This is a genomic window from Bacillus sp. Marseille-Q3570 (assembly GCF_946151055.1).
GTDB lineage: Bacteria > Bacillota > Bacilli > Bacillales > Fictibacillaceae > Pseudalkalibacillus.
The window spans coordinates 371,245-391,785 of the sequence record NZ_CAMGYZ010000002.1; the positions used below are offsets into that span (position 1 = coordinate 371,245).

Annotated in this window: 18 protein-coding genes; 7 read left to right on the plus strand and 11 right to left on the minus strand. The window is 42.4% G+C overall.

Going from position 1 to position 20,541, the window contains the following annotated elements:
* Positions 1 to 154: 154 nt before the first annotated feature.
* The 4 genes from N8M93_RS05110 to gnd form a co-directional block, all read right to left on the minus strand.
* Positions 155 to 721, minus strand: a complete 567-nt coding sequence (locus N8M93_RS05110; protein WP_261130121.1) for a glycerol-3-phosphate responsive antiterminator — start codon at positions 719 to 721, stop codon at positions 155 to 157.
* 200 nt (positions 722 to 921) lie between these two features.
* On the minus strand, positions 922 to 2,469 hold the full coding sequence (gntK, locus tag N8M93_RS05115; protein ID WP_261130122.1) for a gluconokinase: 1,548 nt from the start codon (positions 2,467 to 2,469) through the stop codon (positions 922 to 924).
* A gap of 25 nt (positions 2,470 to 2,494) precedes the next feature.
* A complete protein-coding gene (locus N8M93_RS05120; protein WP_261130124.1) occupies positions 2,495 to 3,835 on the minus strand; it encodes a GntP family permease in 1,341 nt (446 codons plus the stop codon).
* Positions 3,836 to 3,858: 23 nt separating this feature from the next.
* A complete protein-coding gene (gene gnd / locus N8M93_RS05125; RefSeq protein WP_261130126.1) occupies positions 3,859 to 4,755 on the minus strand; it encodes a phosphogluconate dehydrogenase (NAD(+)-dependent, decarboxylating) in 897 nt (298 codons plus the stop codon).
* A 166-nt stretch (positions 4,756 to 4,921) separates the two neighbouring features.
* Between gnd and N8M93_RS05130 the strand changes: the two genes are divergently transcribed.
* Positions 4,922 to 5,782: a MurR/RpiR family transcriptional regulator gene (locus N8M93_RS05130; RefSeq protein ID WP_261130127.1), complete on the plus strand. Its 861-nt coding sequence runs from the start codon at positions 4,922 to 4,924 to the stop codon at positions 5,780 to 5,782.
* Positions 5,783 to 5,988: 206 nt separating this feature from the next.
* Here N8M93_RS05130 and N8M93_RS05135 read toward each other — a convergent pair whose 3' ends face one another.
* Positions 5,989 to 6,183: a hypothetical protein gene (locus tag N8M93_RS05135; RefSeq protein ID WP_261130128.1), complete on the minus strand. Its 195-nt coding sequence runs from the start codon at positions 6,181 to 6,183 to the stop codon at positions 5,989 to 5,991.
* Between the two features lie 91 nt (positions 6,184 to 6,274).
* Entirely contained in the window at positions 6,275 to 6,814 is a 540-nt protein-coding gene (locus N8M93_RS05140; protein WP_261130129.1) for a helix-turn-helix domain-containing protein, read from the minus strand.
* A 305-nt stretch (positions 6,815 to 7,119) separates the two neighbouring features.
* Here N8M93_RS05140 and N8M93_RS05145 point away from each other — a divergent pair, with 305 nt between their 5' ends.
* Both N8M93_RS05145 and N8M93_RS05150 read left to right on the plus strand, forming a co-directional pair.
* Positions 7,120 to 7,911 carry a dioxygenase gene (locus N8M93_RS05145; protein WP_261130130.1) on the plus strand — a complete coding sequence of 264 codons (792 nt, stop codon included), beginning with the start codon at positions 7,120 to 7,122 and terminating at the stop codon, positions 7,909 to 7,911.
* Positions 7,912 to 7,939: 28 nt separating this feature from the next.
* Positions 7,940 to 8,368 (plus strand): DoxX family protein, encoded by a 429-nt coding sequence (locus N8M93_RS05150; RefSeq protein WP_261130131.1) that lies wholly within the window; start codon positions 7,940 to 7,942, stop codon positions 8,366 to 8,368.
* A gap of 230 nt (positions 8,369 to 8,598) precedes the next feature.
* On the opposite strand, the gene N8M93_RS05155 is transcribed toward N8M93_RS05150, so the two are convergent.
* The 4 genes from N8M93_RS05155 to N8M93_RS05170 all read right to left on the minus strand — a co-directional run bounded on the left by N8M93_RS05155 (position 8,599) and on the right by N8M93_RS05170 (position 13,349).
* Positions 8,599 to 9,426 (minus strand): carbohydrate ABC transporter permease, encoded by an 828-nt coding sequence (locus tag N8M93_RS05155; RefSeq protein WP_261130132.1) that lies wholly within the window; start codon positions 9,424 to 9,426, stop codon positions 8,599 to 8,601.
* 22 nt (positions 9,427 to 9,448) lie between these two features.
* Positions 9,449 to 10,762 (minus strand): carbohydrate ABC transporter permease, encoded by a 1,314-nt coding sequence (locus tag N8M93_RS05160; RefSeq protein WP_261130133.1) that lies wholly within the window; start codon positions 10,760 to 10,762, stop codon positions 9,449 to 9,451.
* A 114-nt stretch (positions 10,763 to 10,876) separates the two neighbouring features.
* The gene (locus N8M93_RS05165) at positions 10,877 to 12,175 is read right to left on the minus strand and encodes an ABC transporter substrate-binding protein (RefSeq protein ID WP_261130134.1); all 1,299 of its coding nucleotides are present in this window, start codon (positions 12,173 to 12,175) and stop codon (positions 10,877 to 10,879) included.
* A gap of 187 nt (positions 12,176 to 12,362) precedes the next feature.
* Positions 12,363 to 13,349, minus strand: coding sequence for a LacI family DNA-binding transcriptional regulator (locus N8M93_RS05170; RefSeq protein WP_261130135.1), 987 nt, complete (start codon positions 13,347 to 13,349; stop codon positions 12,363 to 12,365).
* 417 nt (positions 13,350 to 13,766) lie between these two features.
* On the opposite strand from N8M93_RS05170, the gene N8M93_RS05175 reads away from it, so the two are divergent.
* From N8M93_RS05175 to N8M93_RS05190, 4 genes are read left to right on the plus strand one after another with little or no spacing between them, the layout of a single operon-like run.
* Positions 13,767 to 14,537 (plus strand): DeoR/GlpR family DNA-binding transcription regulator, encoded by a 771-nt coding sequence (locus tag N8M93_RS05175; RefSeq protein WP_261130138.1) that lies wholly within the window; start codon positions 13,767 to 13,769, stop codon positions 14,535 to 14,537.
* A gap of 1 nt (position 14,538) precedes the next feature.
* A complete protein-coding gene (locus N8M93_RS05180; RefSeq protein ID WP_261130140.1) occupies positions 14,539 to 15,849 on the plus strand; it encodes a four-carbon acid sugar kinase family protein in 1,311 nt (436 codons plus the stop codon).
* Positions 15,846 to 16,865 (plus strand): 4-hydroxythreonine-4-phosphate dehydrogenase PdxA, encoded by a 1,020-nt coding sequence (gene pdxA, locus N8M93_RS05185; protein ID WP_261130142.1) that lies wholly within the window; start codon positions 15,846 to 15,848, stop codon positions 16,863 to 16,865. Before N8M93_RS05180 ends, pdxA begins: the two co-directional genes overlap by 4 nt.
* A gap of 31 nt (positions 16,866 to 16,896) precedes the next feature.
* Positions 16,897 to 18,267: a GntP family permease gene (locus N8M93_RS05190; protein ID WP_261130143.1), complete on the plus strand. Its 1,371-nt coding sequence runs from the start codon at positions 16,897 to 16,899 to the stop codon at positions 18,265 to 18,267.
* 149 nt (positions 18,268 to 18,416) lie between these two features.
* On the opposite strand, the gene N8M93_RS05195 is transcribed toward N8M93_RS05190, so the two are convergent.
* Positions 18,417 to 20,531, minus strand: coding sequence for a 3'-5' exonuclease (locus N8M93_RS05195; RefSeq protein ID WP_261130285.1), 2,115 nt, complete (start codon positions 20,529 to 20,531; stop codon positions 18,417 to 18,419).
* Positions 20,532 to 20,541: the final 10 nt, after the last annotated feature.

The following is a 20,541-nucleotide window of genomic DNA, read 5'->3' on the forward strand; positions in this document are numbered from 1 at the left end:
TTACAATAGGTTGTAATACTAATTAACGTCACAGGGTTCTCCTCTTCTCTACCTGAAGACTGTCCTCTCTATTCAATTACCTATAATTTTACAATATGGATCGTTTTACCGCAACGAATATACGGAATTTTCAGAATAAAACTATTCTAAAGTCCTATAGTTCCAGATTCCACAATTTCGGATCTCCAGAGGATATAGCGAGTGCTCCCGCCCTCAATCCGTTCAGAATTTCTTCTTTATTGCTTACTAATCCGCCGGCGATGATCGGCAGGTCAGTCTGTCTTGTCAATTCATCGATTACTGTTGGCATCAACCCAGGTAAAACTTCTATTGCGTCAGGCTTACAATTATGGGCAATTTCGATTCCTTTTTTCAACGCATTCCGGTCTATGAGGAACAAGCGTTGAATCGTCATCAAACCTTCCTCTTTCGCATACTTGATGAGGTTGCTCTTCGTCGTGATAATCCCCATAGGCTTCCAGATTCTCGCTATATATGTAACCGCACTCCTCGTATTCGAAAGACCTTCGATAAAATCGGTATGTACAAACGTCATTTTCCCTGCTTCCTTCAATTGATCGATATACCTTTTTGTGGTGATGATATCCCCAGTCAGCAAGAATGATATGTTTGAATTAGAATTGATTGCACTCTTTAAATCTTCTTCTTTCTTTATTGAGGAAATAACTTGTGATTGGACGATATCTACTATGTTAGGCAACCTTCTTCCCCCTTATGGTATTGCTTTTATTGTTGATCTTCATGAAATACATAGAAAAGGATTGTATTAAGAAAATTATGAAATCTATTCGATTATAACATATACAATTCTACAGTATTTTCTAGAACTGGGATTCTGGAATTCGTATATCTATCAAAAAGACCTGCTGTATTGAACGACAGCAGGTCTCAATATTATGCTTATTTAGGTTTCACATGTTTGTTTTGAAAAACGGCTATCGCATCATATTCATCCGTCAGCTTTCTCGAGACACGGATGAAAATCGGCATCAGCTCATTATAGATTTCTGCATGTTCAGGGTCAGGTGTATGCTGATGCACCGAGCCGACCATTGTTTTCACATGCTCTAAGGAATCGATTTTCCCTTGTGCATACATACCTAGAATCACTGCACCAAGACAAGAGCTTTCATGGCTTTCAGGGACGAAGACTTCCTGGTCGAAAATGTCAGCAAGCATTTGTCTCCATAACGGTGAACGTGCGAAGCCCCCTGTCGCCTGGATCCTTTTCGGCATGCCGATCAATTCTTTCAAGGCAAGCATCACAGAGTGCAGATTGAACACGATTCCCTCTAATACAGCTCGAATCATGTGTTCTTTTCCGTGATGTAAAGCAAGCCCGAAGAATGAACCTCTTGCATTCGCATTCCATAACGGTGCCCGTTCTCCACTCAAATAGGGATGGAACAATAATCCATCAGCTCCCGGCTTCACATTCGCCGCAATTCCAGTCAACACTTCGTATGGATCCACGCCAAGGCGTCTTGCTGATTCGATCTCCGCTCCACATATTTCATCTTTCAACCAACGGAACGTCATTCCTCCGTTATTGACTGGCCCACCGATTATCCATAGATCTTCAGTAAGCGCATAACAGAATGTACGTCCTTTTGGATCGGTCACTGGCGCTTTTGCTGCCGTTCTGATCGCTCCACTTGTCCCGATCGTAACCGCTACAGCTCCTGGCTCGATCGCATTAACTCCCAGATTGGATAACACGCCGTCACTGGCTCCGACAATGAATGGAGTGGATGGACCGATGCCGAGAACCTCTGCATATTTTCCATCAAGCCCATCGATCGCCTTTGTAGTCGGTACTGGTTCAGATAGCTGAACTGCTGTTATACCAGCAACTTCAAGGGCCTCAGCATCCCATGCCAGACTTTCCAGATTGAAAAGACCAGTAGCGGAGGCAACGGAATGGTCAACAACGAATATATTGAATAACTTTTTAAATACATATTCTTTGATTGAAATGAATTTTGAAGTTTTCTCAAATAGCTCTGGATATTCCTCTTTCAGCCACATAAGCTTCACAAGAGGCGACATAGGATGGATCGGTGTACCTGTCCTTCTGTAAATGTCATGCCCTGTAGAGCTCGACTTCAATTTTTCCGCCCATTTTGAACTTCGGGTATCTGCCCATGTAATGCATTCCGTAAGCGGTGATCCAACTTCATCGACAGCAATCAAACTATGCATGGCGGAACTGAACGAAATGAATCCAATCTTATTCCCATCTATTTCACTTTTTTCTATAGCTGTTCGGATGCTCATCAACACAGCCTGAAAGATTTCTTCAGGATCCTGTACGGCGGCCGATACCTCAGGTGTGTGTAAAGGATATTCCACATTGTGCAATCCCTTTACCTCACCTTCTGCATCATATACGACTGCTTTTGTACTGGTTGTACCTATGTCGACTCCTACATACCATTCTTGTTGCATGATTAATAACGTCCTTTCAGTTCCATTAAATGAAGATTCCGATTGTGAAGGCGACTGCAAATCCGACAAGTGCAATAAGAGTCTCCATCACTGTCCATGAGCGTAATGTATCTTTCACATCCAGACCGAAATAGCGATTGACGAGCCAGAAACCACTGTCATTTACATGGGATAGAATCGTGGCACCAGCTGCAATGGAGATGACCATAAGTCCAAGCACCGGCCCTCCCAATCCTAGTGAATCGATGATCGGTGACATGATTCCTGCCGCGGTGATCATTGAGACAGTAGCAGAACCTTGTGCAACACGGACAAATGCAGCGATCAGGAATGCTAGCAGTAACGGTGGTAATGATGATCCAGCCATCATTTCACCCAATACATCACCTACACCTGAATCAATCAGGATTTGTTTGAAAACTCCACCTGCACCGGTTACAAGAATGATGATACCAGCTGGTTCAAGTGCTTTGGTAGCAATCTGTTGCACTTCATCCTTCGAATACCCTTTTCGGATCCCAAGAATATAAAACGCAAGAACTGTTGCGATGATCAGTGCGACAAATGGATGCCCTAAGAACGTCAAGAATTCACGGATGTTATTTCCTTCTGGAAGCAGTACCCCTGAAAACGTATTCAAAAGGATCAATACGAGTGGAATCAGAATCAGACTTGCTACTGTTCCAAAACCAGGGAGCTCCCGATCATAGTGTCTTTCTTCAAGTTCAATATATTCTGGAACTTTGACATGGATCTTTTTCGCTATATATTTACCGAAGATCGGTCCAGCAATGATCATAGCAGGAAGACCTGCCAGGATACCGAATAAGATGACCCAACCGATATCTGCTCCGACTAGTTCAGCAACCGCAATCGGTCCTGGAGTCGGTGGGACAAAGCTATGTGTAACCGCAAGACCGGCAAGCAATGGAATTCCATAGAATAAGAGCGATTTCCCTGTTTTTTTGGCCAATCCGTATACAATTGGAACTAAGATGATGAAACCGACATCAAAAAATACGGGTATGGCGACAATGAAGCCTGTGACACTCAATGCCCATTGCGCTCTGCTCTCACCAAACTTTTTAATAAGCGTTTGAGCTAGTCGTTCTGCTCCACCGGAAACCTCGAGCATCTGTCCGAACATCGCTCCAAGCCCGACGACGACGGCTACGAAACCTAACGTACCGCCCATCCCTTCTTGAATCGAACCGATTATATCACTTAATTTCATGTCAGCGCCGATTCCGACAAGAATACTGACGATCAATAGCGCGACAAATGCTTGAAGCTTCGTTCTCATGACTAAGAATAGTAAAACGATGATCCCTAATAATGCGACTAAAATCAATCCTGCTCCTGACATCTCCATTTCCCCCAATCGAAAATTTATTTCTTCACGACATCGTGTCCGCCAAACTCGTTTCGTAGAGCAGCGACAACTTTACCTGCAAATGTATCTTCTTCTAAAGAACGGTAACGCATCATCAATGAAAGTGCGATGACCGGTGCAGCTGTTTGAAGGTCAAGTGCTGTTTCCACCGTCCATTTCCCTTCACCGGAGGAGTGCATGACACCACGGATGTCATCCAGCTTTTCGTCTTTCGAAAATGCATTTTCCGTAAGTTCCATGAGCCAGGAACGAATGACGGATCCGTTGTTCCAAACTCTTGATACACCTTCGTAATCGTAATCGAATGGACTTTTTTCAAGGATATCGAACCCTTCAGCGATCGCTTGCATCATGCCGTATTCGATTCCGTTATGAATCATCTTCAAGAAGTGGCCGCTCCCTGATTTCCCTGTGTAAAGAAAGCCATTTTCAACTGTCACTTCATCAAAGACAGATTCTAATCGTTTGAACGCAGTTTCATTCCCGCCGACCATCATGCATGCGCCGTTTCTTGCTCCGCCGACACCACCGCTTGTTCCGACATCCAAGAAATGGATACCCTTCTCACTTAATGCTTCAGCCCTTTTTACAGATTCCTTGTAATTCGTGTTTCCACCATCAATGATGATGTCTTCTGGGTCCAGCAATTCACCTAATTCAGAAATGACAGATTCCGTAATTTCTCCAGCTGGAACCATGATCCAGACCGCTCGTGGTTTTACAAGGTTTTCAACCAGTTCCTTTATGGAAGCATGTCCTTGACCACCTTCTGCTTCAAATGAATCACGAGTCGATGCGTTCACATCAAAAGCATGTACATGATGGTTGTGGTCAATCAAATTCAAACCGAGGTTGTACCCCATTTTTCCTAGACCAATTAAACCTATTTGCATATTAAAACCTCCAGTGATGATAATGATGAATGACTTGTTGTGAAAAATTATTTCTTTTGTCACCAATTATACAAAAATATTTTTTCTTTTCAACCGCTTTCATGAAATTTTTTTTCGTATTACAATGGTATATAATAGTAATAGCAGTTTTGAAAGGAGAACGACTTTGAGTAAAGATCAACAGCAACAACATTGTATTCCGCGAATCCGTTCGTTTTATAACAGGTTCAGTGAAAAAGAAAAGATGATCGCTGATTATATTTTGAACAATCCAGAGCACATCATCCATTCGACGATCAGTCAAATAGCCGATGATCTGCAAGTTGCTGAAGCGACCGTATTCCGCTTTTGCAAACGGATCGGGTTCAAAGGCTATCAAGCCATGAAGATCGCACTGGCTTCTGAAATCGTGAACCCTGTCAAGGATATTCATGAAACCATTAACGAAACAGATAATGAGAAAGAGGTTGCGCAAAAAATTTTTCGGTCAAATATAAGGACGCTTGAGGAAACCACTCACATATTGGAACAGGAACAATATCAAAAGGCGGTTGAACTGATTATTGGAGCTAACAAAGTGGAATTCTACGGAAATGGAGGTTCAGGGATCGTTGCCATGGATGCTCATCACAAGTTTTTACGCAGCGGCATCCCATCTGCCGCCTATTCGGATTCACACTTACAGCTGATGGCGGCGTCCCAACTGACTGACAAGGACGTCATCATGTTCATTTCCCATTCCGGAACGAATAAGGATTTGTTGGATGTATTGGAGGTTGCCCAACAGAACAAGGTGAAGATGATCGGGATCACTACACTTGCTAAATCTCCTTTAGGACAGAAAGTCGATGTCCCTCTTTTTACGACATCAGAGGAAACCGACTACCGATCTGAGGCATTGGCATCGAGGATTGCACAGTTGAGCATCATTGACGCCTTATTTGTGAATGTGATGATGAAAACAAAGGAAACGTCACAGGAATCATTGAACAAGATGAGGAAAGCGATTTCGTTGAAAAGGATTTGAATCTGGAGGTTGTTGAAATCGGAGGACATGTGAGGGAAAAAACTATTCAGATCAAAAATTAGAGGACATCTGTTCCGTTATCTCTGAAAAATAGTTATGATTTGAAAATTAGAGGACAACCGTTCCGCTATTTGGGTGAAAATACAGCTTTTTAGGAGCGTATTACCCAAATAAGGTCTCTGGTGTCCTCTAAATCGAATCAAGCTTCATTCATTCTTCCGATAGTGTTTTTCACTTGATGAATCATCTTTTGATTTATGCTTCTTCTTTTCTTCTCTTATTTCTTGTTTCTGATCTTCTACAGGCATCGGATCTACTGTTTCATCTTCATGAAGCGTGTGATCCGGTTCCTTTTTATTCGGACTCTTTCTATTCTTTCTATTCTTTTTATCAGTACTCATAGGATTACCTCCTTTTAGCACTACATTTCCGTTCTGCCGATGTTTCAAACGTCCACAATCATTTTATCCATGTAATTAAATTTAATACTTTTTATAATATATCAGTTAGTTCGGTATCGGAATAAATCGAAATCAAGACAATCGCTTTCTTATCTCCGGTGTTTTTCACGAAATGCGGAACACTTGCATTCCAGCTGAATGAATCACCTTCTTCTACAATGACGGAATCTTCCCCTTGTTCAGCCAGAACCTTTCCTTCCAATACAAGATGGCATTCTTCTCCTTCATGAGAATGAGGTTCTCCGATGGAGGCACCCGGCGGAAATTCTACAATCATCATCCTAAGTCCGCCCTTTGAAGTCAAATGTTCAATCTTCAAGTTATTGAAAGAAGAGCTGTTTCTTCCATTTTTCCGTACAACACGCATATGTTGTTTTTTCTCTAGCAGCAAGTAAGGTAGAGGAACACTCAGAAACCCAGCGATTGTACTGAGTGTACTGATGGATGGTGATGTGTTATTGTTTTCAACATTGCTTAAGAACCCTTTTGAGAGGCCTGTCCCCTCGGACATTTGAGCAATTGTGATTTTCTTTCTGTTTCTTATTGAGCGGATCTTTGTACCAATATCCAACTTAATCACCCCTGAAGTTTCCATTTAAAAAACTTATTTCTATATTAGCAAAAAAAGGTTTGACAATCCACTACAGCTATTGTTATCTTATAAGTAACTATTATTCATATTAATAAACTATTAAACATTCTTTTTTACCCCCTTGTTTACCAATAAGGATATTTTATATTTATATGAATATCCCCGCTATGCACAAGTACCTAATTTTGATCTCCTAGCAGGTCATATTATTTCATTGAAGAAGCCACAAGGTAATACACAAGGCTATGCACTGTGGGAAAAATGGAAAAAGGAGGAATGTTACGATGATGCCATCTTTATTTATTGCTCATGGAGCACCTCTTCTGGCGATTGAAAATAATGCGTATACACAGTTTTTACAAGAATTAGGTAAGACGATGGCAAAACCGAAAGCTATTATATTGTTTTCAGCACACTGGGAATCATCTATTCAAAAAGTTAGTAAGGTAGATAAGTTTGAGACGATATATGACTTCAATGGATTTCCTGAAGCGTTATATCGCATCAATTATCCTGCTGAAGGAAGCGAGGATGTTACACAGGAAATCATAGAATCCTTCGCTAGAGAGGGAGTTCCTTTTGATGTTGAAGAAAAACGCGGGTTGGATCATGGAGCTTGGGTTGTCCTCAAGATACTTTATCCTGATGCAGATATTCCCGTCATCTCAATGTCGGTAAACCCACGCCTTACACCTGGACAACAATATGAAATCGGTAGGACACTATCACAATTAAGAGAAAAAGATATTTTGATCATCGCGAGTGGAGGTACGGTCCATAATCTCCGGGTATTGAAGATGACAAGCGATGATGGATCTGTGGATCAGTGGGCGTTTGATTTTGATGAGTGGCTTGAACGTCATCTGAAAAGTTGGGACCTGGAATCACTGTTCAACTACAACTCGTTAGCGCCTGCTGCTGATTCCGCTGTACCACCATACGGGAACGAACACTTTATCCCACTCTTTTATGCCATGGGTGCAGCAGATCACGAGAAGAGTGCCGAATTATTACATCGAAGTTATCGGTATGGAAACCTTAGTCATAGTGTATGGCAATTCGGAGAATCAAAATAGTTTCATAAAAAAATGGAGGGAAGAAATAATGGAAAATAAATATGAAGTGAGTAGTTTGATTTTGAGGGTCATCTTAGGATTGACATTCTTCATTCATGGGCTGGCGAAATTTCAAGGCGGGATCGAAAATACAGTCGGTTGGTTCGGCAGCATCGGACTTCCTGGATTTCTGGCTTACGGTGTCGCATTATTAGAACTTGTCGGTGGAATCGCATTGGTCCTTGGGTTATTCAGCCGAGTTATTTCTGTCTTATTTGCTTTATTGATGGTTGGAGCAATCTTCAAAGTGAAATTGGCTGCAGGCTTTTTAGGAAATGGTCAGATGGCTGGGTATGAATTAGATCTAGCACTCTTAGCGATGGCAGTGGCTGTTGCAATCAATCACTCCAAAGCTTACTCACTTGATCAATTCATATTCAAAGGGAAAGAGACTGAAAACACAAGATCGATGAATTGATTCGACAAAATGATAACTAATAAAGAAAACTAAGGCAAAGCCAAGCCTTGGCGCAGGCTTTGCCTTAGTTGCGCTTATACTGAAGAAGTATTTGATACTTTCTTTAAGTATAAAAGAAAGGAACAGGTATCAGAACCCGTTCCTTCTTTAGTTTTTATCCCATGAGCCTGACTCGCTTTTCCTGCACGACTGTCGCGAATTTCTTTCAAAGAAGCCTACCTAAAGAACTATTATTCTTTCACTGCACCAGAAGTCAGTCCTGAAACGATGCGGCGTTGGAATAAGAGGACCATGATGACTAACGGTACTGTGACCACAACTGTAGCTGCAGATATTTCACCCCATGGAATCGTGAATTGCCCCTGGAACATCGCAATCCCTACTGGTACTGTTTTATAAGCTTCCTGTGTATTTAAAACAAGGGCAAACAGGAACTCATTCCAGGCAGCAATGAAGACGAGGATCGCCGTTGTAAAAATCCCTGGAATCGCCAGTGGCAGAATGACGCGCCAGTACGTCTGCATGATTGATGCCCCGTCGATTTTCGCGGCTTCTTCCAGATCGAACGGAATTTTTCGGAAGAAGGTTACGAGAATCCAAATCGAGAGAGGTAATGTAATCGTCGTATACGGAATGATCAATCCAAGATAACTGTTGGTCAGCCCCAGGTTTTTCAAAATGATATAGATCGGGGAGATTGTCGCGATCTGCGGAAACATCGAAACAGACAGTACAAGCCCGAGTATGACCGTTTTTCCTTTGAACTTCATACGCGCTATGGCATACGCTGCAAATGAAGCTACGAGGACTGTATAGATCGTTGTCACTCCAGAAACAATCAAACTATTTTTCAAGTAGGTCAAGAACGGATGGTTCACGAATACGGATCGATAGTTTTCAAGCGTCGGATCTGAAGTAAAAGGAATGAATGCCTTCTCTCCAAACAATTCAGATACAGGCTTCAATGAACTGACCAGAATCCATAAGAACGGGAACATGACCAGGAAAATAAAAACGAATAAACCTATATAAAACATTGGTCCAGCTTTCTTCTGCATTCAACTCACCCTCCCCTTTTCCTTATTTTTTATCATCTAACAGGTCTCTGCCTAATAAAGAGATGTAAATCATCGAGATGATCGCAACACAAATGAAGACGACAACGGATAGTGCAGAACCTTCCCCGAAGTTTGATTGTGCAATCATCACTTTATAGGCGAGCAAGGATATGGTTTCTGTTGAATTAGCAGGTCCCCCGCCGGTCAATACGTAAATGAGATCGAACACTCGGAAAGCATCGAGTGTGCGGAATAACAGCGCGACTAGAATACTAGTTTTCAATAAAGGAAGTGTAATTGTAATGAATTGTTTCCATTTATTCGCTCCATCGATGGCTGCTGCTTCATACATGCTTTTGGGTATCGTCTGTAAACCAGCAAGCAGTAACAACGCCATATAAGGAGTCGTTTTCCATACATCGGCAAAAATGACGGAGAACATAGCGCCTGAATCGGTTGTCAGAAGTGTCGCCATCCGGTCGATGAGTCCGATTTCTTCAAATATTTTTGAGACGACTCCATTCTGCCCGTCATAAAGGAATTTCCACATTAGAGCTGCTACAACCGTAGGTATTGCCCATGGTATCAGGATGGAAGCACGGACTAGTCCTCTTCCGAAGAATGCTTTATTGATAAGCAAGGCGATCATCAGACCGATGACTAATTCAATTGCAACAGACACGACTGTGAACACGACGGTATTCCAAATTGACATCCACATTCTCTTGTCCGTCAAATTTTTGGCATAATGATCGAATCCGATGAAATTAGGTTTTATGATCGAATCAGCTAGTGCATTGCTCAATCCTTTGACAGTCTTTGGGTCCTCCAGTTCATCAAGACCGTTCACTTTCTCCTTGATATCATTGAGCGTAACCTGAATTTCTTCGGCTCGGTCTTTTTCAACCTCGACAAGCTTCTCCTTGGAACCTACTTTTTCAAATTTCATCAATTTTTCATCGATGATTTCATATCGTTCTTTGATTTTTTCATCTTCTAATAATGATGAATCAAGTGTTGATAAATCTTGTTTCACAGAATTCAGTGTTTCCTCGTTTCCTCCGCTAGCTTTATCTAATTCTTTATCAATCGCACCTTCCAAAAGAAAATAGTTATCCAAATAACGGTGCAGATCGATCATATGGCTCGTATGAACCTCAGATTTAGTCGGATTGTTCAGCCTCATATCGAACAATGAAAAATAAAAGGATTGGATAACCGGCCATATGGCAATAACGAGAATCAAAAGTAGTGAAGGCGCAATCAATAAGTATGCAACGGAGCTTTCAGAAAGTTTTTTTCGTTTCTTCTTAGGTTTTGATGTACGATCACTCAATCCATCTTCACACCTTTCAAATGATAGAAGCTGACCCCATCGTGTCTTACCCTGGGTTGCATTTCGAGGCAACCCTGAGTAACATATGTTAGAGCCAGCCCTATCTGATTTTCGTTATTTCATGGCACTCTCAATTTTTGATTGCATTGCTTTAGCTGCTTCTTCTGGTGTACTTTGTCCTGCGATCGCTTTAGAGACTTCAATCTGAATGATTTCTGAAATCTCAGGATAATTCGCTACGACTGGACGTGAAACAGCAGATTCAAGTGCGTTTACGAATCCTTCTTCTTTAAAGAACGGATTTGCTTCCAGGACTTCTTCATCCTCATATAAAGAAGAAATCGTCGGCGCTTTACCGCCATGGATCGCTGAAATTTTCTGTCCTTCAGGCCCAGTCATGAATTTCAAGAACTCCCATGCTTCTTCTGGGTGCTCAGAATAAGCACTGATCGCCGCCATCCATCCACCTAAGGCTGCAGCTGTTCCAGCATCACCTTCCGGAAGTGGTGCAACTCCGACTTTGTCAACAATTTTAGATTGTTCTTCGTCATTCGCCAATGCATATTGGTAAGGCCAGTTACGGATGAAAGGAGATTCACCTTCAATGAAAGAGGTGTGGGACTCAGGCTCCGTGAAGTTGGTGATGTTTTCAGGGACGATCTCTGAGTTCATTATTTCAACCATTTTGGTAAGGCCTTTAATCGATTCTTCACTGTCTACAACCACTTCACCGTCTTCATTGACAATTGCTCCACCATAACTAGCAATGAACTCAACAGCATTACATACTAACCCTTCGTATTGCTTTCCTTGCATAAGGTAACCGAACTTCGTACCCTCTTGACCTTGGAGCTCACCAGCTTTTGTCATCAATTCATCCCAGGTTTTAGGTGGTTCTTCAACCATATCCTTACGATAGAAAAGCATACCAGCGTCAATGTATTTAGGCATCGCCCATTGTCTTCCTTCAAAATTCGCAGCACTTAAAGCGCCTTCGTTGTAAGACTCCATATCGATTTTGTCTTTTTTGATAAAACGATCCAACGGCATGACATACCCAGCTTGAGCAAATTCAGCCGGCCATATAACATCTAATTCCAGGACATCAATTTCACTTGATTTTCCATTTAGAGCAGTGACGTAAGCATTGTGTTGAGCACCTGTATCCGATGGCATTTCCCGGAATTCGACCTCGATGTTCGGATGTTCTTTTTCAAATGCTTCGATTACCTTTTCTGTCCCTTTAGTTGCATCTTGTCCTTTTGCATAAACGATCGTCACTTTTTCGCCATCTGATTTGTTTTCACCCTCTTCGCCACCGCTGCCATCCTCACCGTCTGAGCTGCAGGCAGCCAAGATCAGACTAAGAGCAAGAAAGAGTGAAAACAGGCTTGTCCATTTTGATTTTTTCATTAGAAATCCTCCCCTTATACTTTTTGAATTTGGAATCGATTTCACAAACTTTAAAGAAAACTTGGCAAAGCCAAGCCGTTGGCGCAGGCTGAGCTTTAGTTGCGCTTATATTGAAGAAACTATTTTATACTTTCTTTAAATGTAAAAAAATAAATCAAGCATGAAAATCATCATCAATCATTTTGTTTTACGTCGACTCTCGAATGATAAGTTCAAAAGGTAATTCAACACGATTGGAACTGGTTTTTTCCGGTGATTGAATCTGTCCGACCATCAATTCCATTGCTGCCCTTCCCAACTGATGAACAGGTTGTTTAACAGTTGTGAGCCCCAACAATTCAGCAATTGGTTGATCATCGAATCCGATGACTGCGAGATCTTCAGGAATCTTGTAACCATTTTTCCTTGCTTCGAATATCAACCCCGAAGCAACTTCATCACTTCCTGTAAAAACAGCTGTGGGTGTATTTTTTAGATTGTGGAGCCGATAGAATAATCGTTTACCGCCTTCAATCGTAAATTGATCGGTGTACATCCAGTCCGGATCAATTGAGATGCCAGCCTGTTGCATGGCTTTTATGTAGCCTTCTTGCCTGCTTTTTGATACCCGGCTGCCACCTGGCTCTGAACTGCAGTAAACAATTGCCTTATGCCCACGATCAAGTAAATGTTTCGTACCGATATAGCCTCCCATCACCTGGTCCAGATGTGCCATGGGAACTTTGGCATCGTAATCATATTCATTACAGAGGACGATAGGCCCATACGATAGATAATTTTCGATTTCAGACCAGGGATTTTCCATTGACGTGAGAATCAACCCATCAATCTGCTTTCCTCGGAGCAATTGCAAATAATTCAATTCTTGTTGTTTGTTATATCTGGTCTGACAAAATAAGAGTTGGTATCCTTTTTCTGCAGCGACCTCCTCCATCGTTTCAACAAGCTGGCTGAAAAATGGATTCGTCAGACGTGGTACATATACTGCAATCGTCTCGGTTTTTTGTTTCCTTAATTTCTGTGCACTGGAATTCGGTACATACTGTAACTCCCTCATCGCCTGTTCTACGAGCTTCTTCTTTTCCTCACTGACATAAGGATGTTGATTGATCACTCTGGAAACAGTTGTACGTGATAACCCAGCACGTTTCGCTACATCCGATATCGTGGTCATTCAAATCTCCTACGTATAGGATTCCCCTCCTTCCAGAACTTGTATATACATGAAATCGTTTTCATGATTGATTATATTGAAAAGTCTGAATAATTACAAGACTTTTTTCGACTAAATTTTTTTTGAGCTTTTTCTTAGTGCCTGGCACCGTTCCAAACCCCCTGGTATCACTAGGATGTAGAACAGTGCCAGGTACACTTTTGAAACCCTTGATATCATTGGATTCCTGGTCGGTGCCAGGCACCATTTAAAAACCGTTGGGGCTCAAGGGGGAAATTGTCGTGCCAGGCACTGGATGTTAAATTCAAACATTAAACCGATAAAAATAAACATAATTGTTGACATTAGTGTTCGTTTTTAACATAATTGATAGTAATTCATGATAAAAATGAACAAACCAGTAAAGGAATGAACACAATGTCCCCATCACAGCGAAGGGAAAAAATTATTACCCATGTGAATGAAACTGGAAAAGTTGATATTGAGCAGTTAAGTGAAATGTTCAAAGTTTCGCAAATGACTATTCGAAGGGATCTTGTTCAATTAGAACAGGACGGGAAATTGATCAGAACTCATGGTGGAGCCGTCTCCCCTCGCTCCCTGACCCTGGAAACACCATATTTAAATAAAGAAACAAAAAATGTGATTGAAAAGAGATCCATATCAAAGAAGGCTTTGGAATTCATCCCTGATGGAGCAAGTATTTTACTTGATTCAGGGACAACCACCTTAGAATTGGCTCGACAATTAGCAAACCGGGAAGACCTCACGATCATCACGAATGATATCAAAATCGCAAGTGAACTTGTTGACTCATCATTGAAAGTGATCGTGACCGGAGGAAATCTTCAAAACAATGTAGGTGCGTTATTCGGTGCTCAAACCCAAGAATTTTTAAGAGGAATCCACGTCGATTTGTTTTTCCTCGGTGCCCATGCGATCGATATTCAGGCAGGGGTTACAGCACCTACCTTAGAAAAGGCTCTGGTCAAAAAGCTGATGATGGAAGCTGCTGAAGAAACCTGGCTGCTGGCGGATTCGAGCAAAATAAACCATAAAGCGTTCAGTAAAGTATGTTCTTTAGCTGACCTGAAAGGCTTCATCACAGATAACCAGGGCAAAAAAGAAGATTACACACTCATTGCGCAGCAAGTAAAGACTTATCAGGTAGAAAGTGAGGGGCATTGATATGATTGGAGTTATTGCAGATGATCTGACCGGTGCTAATGCAACAGGAGTCAGATTGACAAAGCAAGGGTTCAAGACAGCTACGGTGGTCCGGGACGCCCCACTCCCTGAAAAAAATCGATATGATGCCATTTGTATTGATACGGATAGTCGATATTCACCCGTCAATGTTTGCAAGCAGCGTGTCAAAACGGCAATCAATAAATTCCAAGCACAAGATGTCTCTATCTTCTGTAAGAGAATCGATAGTACAGTCAGGGGGCATTTCGGTTATGAAATTGATGCCATGCTTGGTGAGCTTGGAGATGAATCCATCGCGATCGTCTGTCCCTCCTTTCCAAAGTCAGGGCGGGTCACCACAGGGGGCTACCTGCTTGTAGAAGGGGTGCCCTTACAAGAAACAGATGTGGCAAGGGATCCTATCAAACCTTTAACTGAATCATACGTTCCGAATATCATTCGATCCCAGAGCGTATACCCTGTAGAACATATCCCATTATCAACCGTTCTGGAAGGTGGGGAATCAATCGCGGCAAAGATCAAAAATCTCAGCGAAAATGGAATAAGGATCATTTCCATCGATGCTGTTACAGATGAAGAAATCGATGAGATCGCAAAAGCGATGACTTCTATAGGCGACAAGCAGTTCATTCCTTGTGATCCTGGACCACTGACTGCCTCCTATTGCCGTGATTATATCCAGCAACAAGTCAATCCAAGCAAGATCCTTGTAACAGTAGGAAGTGCAACTGCGATGACCGGAAGGCAACTTGAATATCTGTACTCTAAGACACAAATTACACCGATCATTGTAGACGCTGAAAAGCTGGCAACCTTCAACGGAAGATGGGAAGAAGAGATCCAACGTTCTGTTGATGAGGCACTTAAGATGGTACAAACCAATGACCTCATTGTTGTCACAACCTATCATCCTGGTGCAAAACGGGTGAATTTGAAAGAAAAAGCCATTGTTGAAAAGTCTTCTGAAGATGCCCTGGCCAAACGGATAACAGATGGACTTGCAAAAATATCAAGGAAACTGATCGAACAATCGCCAGATAAAATCGAAGGTTGTTTTTCAAGCGGTGGGGATGTAACAGCTTCTATTTGTGCTGTTAGTGGAGCATCCGGCATCCACCTTGACGACGAAGTCATTCCATTGGCAGCATACGGCCAGTTCATCGGCGGCCATTTTGATGGCATTTCAGTAGTGACCAAAGGCGGACTTGTCGGTGATAAGAAAGCCATTTATGATTGCGTACAACTTTTAAAAAATAAACTTTCCCAATACAGAAAGGAGAAAAACGTATGACAACACAAATCGAAAGACCAATCATCGCTATTCCTATGGGGGACCCTGCAGGGATCGGACCAGAAATAACTGTTGGAGCTTTAAGCAAGAAAGAAATCTATGAACAGTCCCGCCCAATTGTAATCGGCCATACAGAAGTTTTGGAAAAAGCAATCGGGATCATGGATGTAAACCTTTCTATAAATAAAGTGGACACACCCGAACAAGGAAAATACGAGTTTGGAACTGTTGATGTCATCCATCTTCCGAACTTGAAAGTAGATGAACTGAAATTCGGAGAGGTACAAGCTCAATGCGGCCAGGCTGCGTTCGATTATATCGAGAAAACGGTTGAACTTGCGAATGCTGGTGACGTCCATGTCATGGCAACGACTCCGATCAACAAAGAATCGTTGAAAGCTGCTGAAGTGCCATATATCGGCCATACAGAAATGCTCGCTGCCCTTACAAATACCGATGACCCATTAACGATGTTTGAAGTCCGTAATATGAGGATCTTCTTTTTGACTCGCCACCTAAGTGTCAAGGATGCCATCGATCAAATGACAAAAGAGCGTGTCCGTGATTACTTGAACCGATGTGATAAAGCACTTCAGCGTTTAGGAGTTGAAAAACGCAAATTTGCTGTAGCAGGTTTGAACCCGCATGCAGGTGAAGGCGGTTTATTCGGACGTGAAGAACTTGATGAACTGACACCTGGAATTGAACTAGCAAAACAAGATGGAATCGAAGCTGTTGGACCGGTTCCTGCGGATTCCGTTTTCCATCATGCGTTAAATGGAAAGTTCGATGCAGTGCTTTCCCTTTATCATGACCAGGGGCATATTGCTGCAAAAATGACTGACTTTGAAAGAACCATTTCAATTACGAATGGTCTTCCGTTCTTGAGAACATCTGTTGACCATGGCACAGCGTTTGATATAGCTGGTAAAGGGATTGCTAGTACTGTCAGTATGGAAGAGTGCATTAAGTTAGCAGCGAAATACGCATCCAAGTTCACACGGGAAAATATTTAAGTACAGTTATTAATCGATAGGAGGCAATAATATGGAAGCATCAGGAGCACAAATGATTTTAGGATTAGTTCTCGGAGTATTCTTACTGATTTTCCTGGTTTTACGTACAAAAATCCATGCCTTTCTAGCATTGATCATCGCAGCATCCATTACTGGAATCGTCGGGGGGATGAAAGCCCCTGACGTGGTCGATGCCATCACCACCGGCTTTGGCACCACCCTCGGCTCTATCGGTATTGTCATCGGTTTCGGTGTAATGATGGGACGAATATTAGAAGTTTCAGGGGCTGCGGAAAGGCTAGCCTATAGTTTTATAAAATGGTTAGGAAAGCGAAAAGAAGAATGGGCGATGGCTGTGACAGGGTATGTCGTTTCCATACCTATCTTTGTAGACTCCGCTTTCGTCATTTTAGCCCCTCTTGCGAAAGCGCTATCAAAAAAGACTGGGAAATCTGTTGTAGCGTTAGGTGTGGCACTTGGTGTCGGTCTAGCTGTCACACACCATGCTGTACCCCCTACTCCTGGACCGTTAGGCGTTGCGGGAATCTTCGGTGTTGATGTAGGATGGATGATCCTTACCGGTTTGATTTTTGCAGTACCTCTGATCATCGTCGGAGTTTATTACGCAAAATGGATCGGTAAAAAAATCTACCAGCTTCCAGATGAAGATGGCCTCGGGTTTGTAAGACCTGATATGCCCCAAACGTTAGAAGAATACTATGAAATGCAAGAGAATAAAAACTTACCGTCCTTATTACGATCATCTTTACCGATTCTGGTACCGATCATTTTGATCTTCTTGAATACAACGGTTGCAGCAATTGGACTTGAAGGTGGGATTTATGGGATTATCACATTCCTCGGAGCTCCAATCATTGCAGTTGGAATTGGTCTTATCTTTGCAATCTACGGATTATACAATCATGTGAAACAATCGACTGCAATTGACCGTATGGAGGAAGGAATAAAAGATGCGGGTATCATTTTACTCGTGACTGGTGCAGGTGGAGCTTTAGGTAACGTACTGAGAGAAAGCGGTGCAGGAGATTATATCGCGGAACAGATCGCGCAAACCGCCCTGCCGGCTATACTGCTGCCATTCGTCATCGCTAGTATCGTCCGATTGATTCAAGGAAGTGGTACCGTAGCGATGATTACGGGTGCATCCATCTCAGCACCAATATTGGCAGGCCTTGATGTCAATATGGTACTGGCTGCCCAGGCAGCAACCCTTGGTGCAATGGTATTCTCTTATTTCAACGACAGCTTATTCTGGGTTGTGAACCGTATGTTGGGAATTAAAAATGTGAAAGAACAGATCCTGACATGGTCTATTCCTACAACCGTTGTATGGGCAGCTTCCCTTGTATTGTTACTCGTTGCAAACCTGATCGTAGGCTAAGCATAGAACAAAAGTTTAATAGAATCATTTAAAATACAAAGGGACTGACACTTTCAATTAGGTCAGTCCCTTTGTATTTGGTGCCAGGCACGGTTTCAGAAGCCTTGATAGTATTGACATTTAAATCTGTGCCTGGCACCCAATCTAATTCATAAATTCAGTTTTGTACGGACCAGAGGGGTTAGTTCATTTTCATACAACACCCAGAGTTGGTGAAGGGCTCTTGTACATCCTACGTATAACAGCTTTGCATCCTCATCGTTGAATTGGTAATTGCTTGGATCTGTATCGAGTATCAACACCGCATCGAATTCCAATCCTTTCGTGAGATAGACTGGTATGACGGAGATCCCTCCTTGATAGCCAGTCTGGTCTGCTGTAATCAAAGATGCCTTTATCCCTTCATCCATCAACCTTTCATGGATCTCTGCACAAATTTTAGCTGTCCTTCCAACAATGGCAATGCTTTGTGCTCCTGAGCTTTGTATCCGTTCCAAGATGGATAGAACCTTTTTCATTCGTTCAGTCTTAGTCACCTTTATCTCCCTGACAGGTTCACCGCTTCGGAAAACAGGCTTCGCAAGCCCGCTTGTATGACGCATGTTTTGTAAGATCCGGTTGGCATATTCGATGATCTCCAATGTAGATCGGTAACTCCTCTCCATTTGGACATAGTTCGAATTACCTTCCCCGAATACATCGATGAATTCTTGCCATTTTTCAATCCCTCTGTATGAGTGGATTCCCTGTGAAACATCACCGAGAATTGTGAACGAATCCTCACGTACATTTGATTTCAACACCTCGATATGAAAAGGCGAGAAATCCTGTGCCTCATCAATGACCAGATGCTGATAGATGAACTGTTTATCCATACCCGATAGTTTTTGGTGGATCCAAATGAGTGCAGGTAAGTCTTCTGCACTAACTTCCCTTTTGTTCATCCGCTTCCTTGTATCTTCAATGATTTCAGCAGAAAGAAAGTCTTGAAAAGGGCGAGCAAAATCTTGTATCGTCTTTTTCTTGTACAGCTCTTTATAAAATGTGAAAGCACTGTGATCCGGCCAGGCTTTCATATATGTTTTAATTTGTTTATCCGCTGTTTTCTTTCGTTCTTTACGTTCATGAGGCAACATCTCTTCTACCTGTTGCTTCGCCCATGACTTCAACCGGTTCAATATCCGGTTCCTGCGCATGGCAATCGGAAAATGCCTCTGTTCCTCATTCCATTTTTTTATAAAAGATACTGACAACACACAACCATCCCAGAGCTTCAAATCTGAATCCGGAATCATTTTCTTCTCAAAATCATCCAGCGCTTCCTCGATCACATCTTTATAAGCCAATGACCCTTTTAATCTACCTGATTCCCGGGCAATGATGGCCACTGTCGACCTGCTGGAGAAAATGCTTTCCAATTCACCGCTACCATCAGAAACCGTCATCTGTTCTCCCAGGACCTCTACCGCCCATTCATTGAATGTATTCTGTTGGATCCCACCTACCCCAAGTTCAGGTAGGACATTTGAGATATAGTCCAGAAACATTCGGTTTGGCGCGAATATGATCATCCGATTGGCACTGAGGTGATCTCTGTAATGGTATAAAAGATAGGCCAGTCGATGGAGGGCGACTGTCGTTTTTCCCGAACCTGCAACCCCCTGGATAATAAGCGGTTGGTTCTTTTCAGCTCGGATGATATGATTTTGCTCGGCCTGGATGGTAGAAACGATATCACGTAACCGGTTGTCTTTCCGATCACCTAACCGGTAAAGTAAAAATTCATCTGTGCCACCAGCTTCTGTACTGCCTTTTACATAGGTATCGACAACACGTTGGAGCTGCTGTTTACGGATGACCACATTCCGTTTCAGTTGGATATCACCTTCAACTTTGCCTTCTGGCGATATATAGTAGATTTCCTCTTCACCACCACTATACGAATAAAAAAGGCTGGCAACAGGAGCACGCCAGTCAATAACCATAAGATCGTTCGACGCTTCCTTCGAAACACCAACCTTCCCTATGTAGATTTCATCTGGTTGGTCATTTCCTTCTACATTGAAGTCGAGTCGTCCGAAAAAGGGCTCCTCCTCCGCTATCCGAAGGTTCTTTCGAGCTTGTTCCCGCCGCTCATCGAGAGCCTGCTCCGTTATATCCTCCCCGAAATACCTGGGGACTTCCTCCAACTTCTTTATCTGACTTTCGATCTCTGCAGCAATTTTTTCGAGTTGCTGCTTCTCCATATCAAAGGCACTTTGAATCTTATTCTTC

Excerpts from the sequence above, each read along its gene's own strand:
- gnd (WP_261130126.1), bottom strand. The coding sequence starts at position 4,755 with ATGCAAATAGGTTTAATTGGTCTAGGAAAAATGGGGTACAACCTCGGT.
- N8M93_RS05120 (WP_261130124.1), bottom strand. The coding sequence starts at position 3,835 with ATGTCAGGAGCAGGATTGATTTTAGTCGCATTATTAGGGATCATCGTT.
- N8M93_RS05150 (WP_261130131.1), top strand. The coding sequence starts at position 7,940 with ATGGAAAATAAATATGAAGTGAGTAGTTTGATTTTGAGGGTCATCTTA.
- N8M93_RS05180 (WP_261130140.1), top strand. The coding sequence starts at position 14,539 with ATGATTGGAGTTATTGCAGATGATCTGACCGGTGCTAATGCAACAGGA.
- N8M93_RS05145 (WP_261130130.1), top strand. The coding sequence starts at position 7,120 with ATGATGCCATCTTTATTTATTGCTCATGGAGCACCTCTTCTGGCGATT.
- N8M93_RS05155 (WP_261130132.1), bottom strand. The coding sequence starts at position 9,426 with ATGCAGAAGAAAGCTGGACCAATGTTTTATATAGGTTTATTCGTTTTT.
- N8M93_RS05175 (WP_261130138.1), top strand. The coding sequence starts at position 13,767 with ATGTCCCCATCACAGCGAAGGGAAAAAATTATTACCCATGTGAATGAA.
- N8M93_RS05190 (WP_261130143.1), top strand. The coding sequence starts at position 16,897 with ATGGAAGCATCAGGAGCACAAATGATTTTAGGATTAGTTCTCGGAGTA.
- gntK (WP_261130122.1), bottom strand. The coding sequence starts at position 2,469 with ATGCAACAAGAATGGTATGTAGGAGTCGACATAGGTACAACCAGTACA.
- N8M93_RS05165 (WP_261130134.1), bottom strand. The coding sequence starts at position 12,175 with ATGAAAAAATCAAAATGGACAAGCCTGTTTTCACTCTTTCTTGCTCTT.
- N8M93_RS05170 (WP_261130135.1), bottom strand. The coding sequence starts at position 13,349 with ATGACCACGATATCGGATGTAGCGAAACGTGCTGGGTTATCACGTACA.
- pdxA (WP_261130142.1), top strand. The coding sequence starts at position 15,846 with ATGACAACACAAATCGAAAGACCAATCATCGCTATTCCTATGGGGGAC.
- N8M93_RS05135 (WP_261130128.1), bottom strand. The coding sequence starts at position 6,183 with ATGAGTACTGATAAAAAGAATAGAAAGAATAGAAAGAGTCCGAATAAA.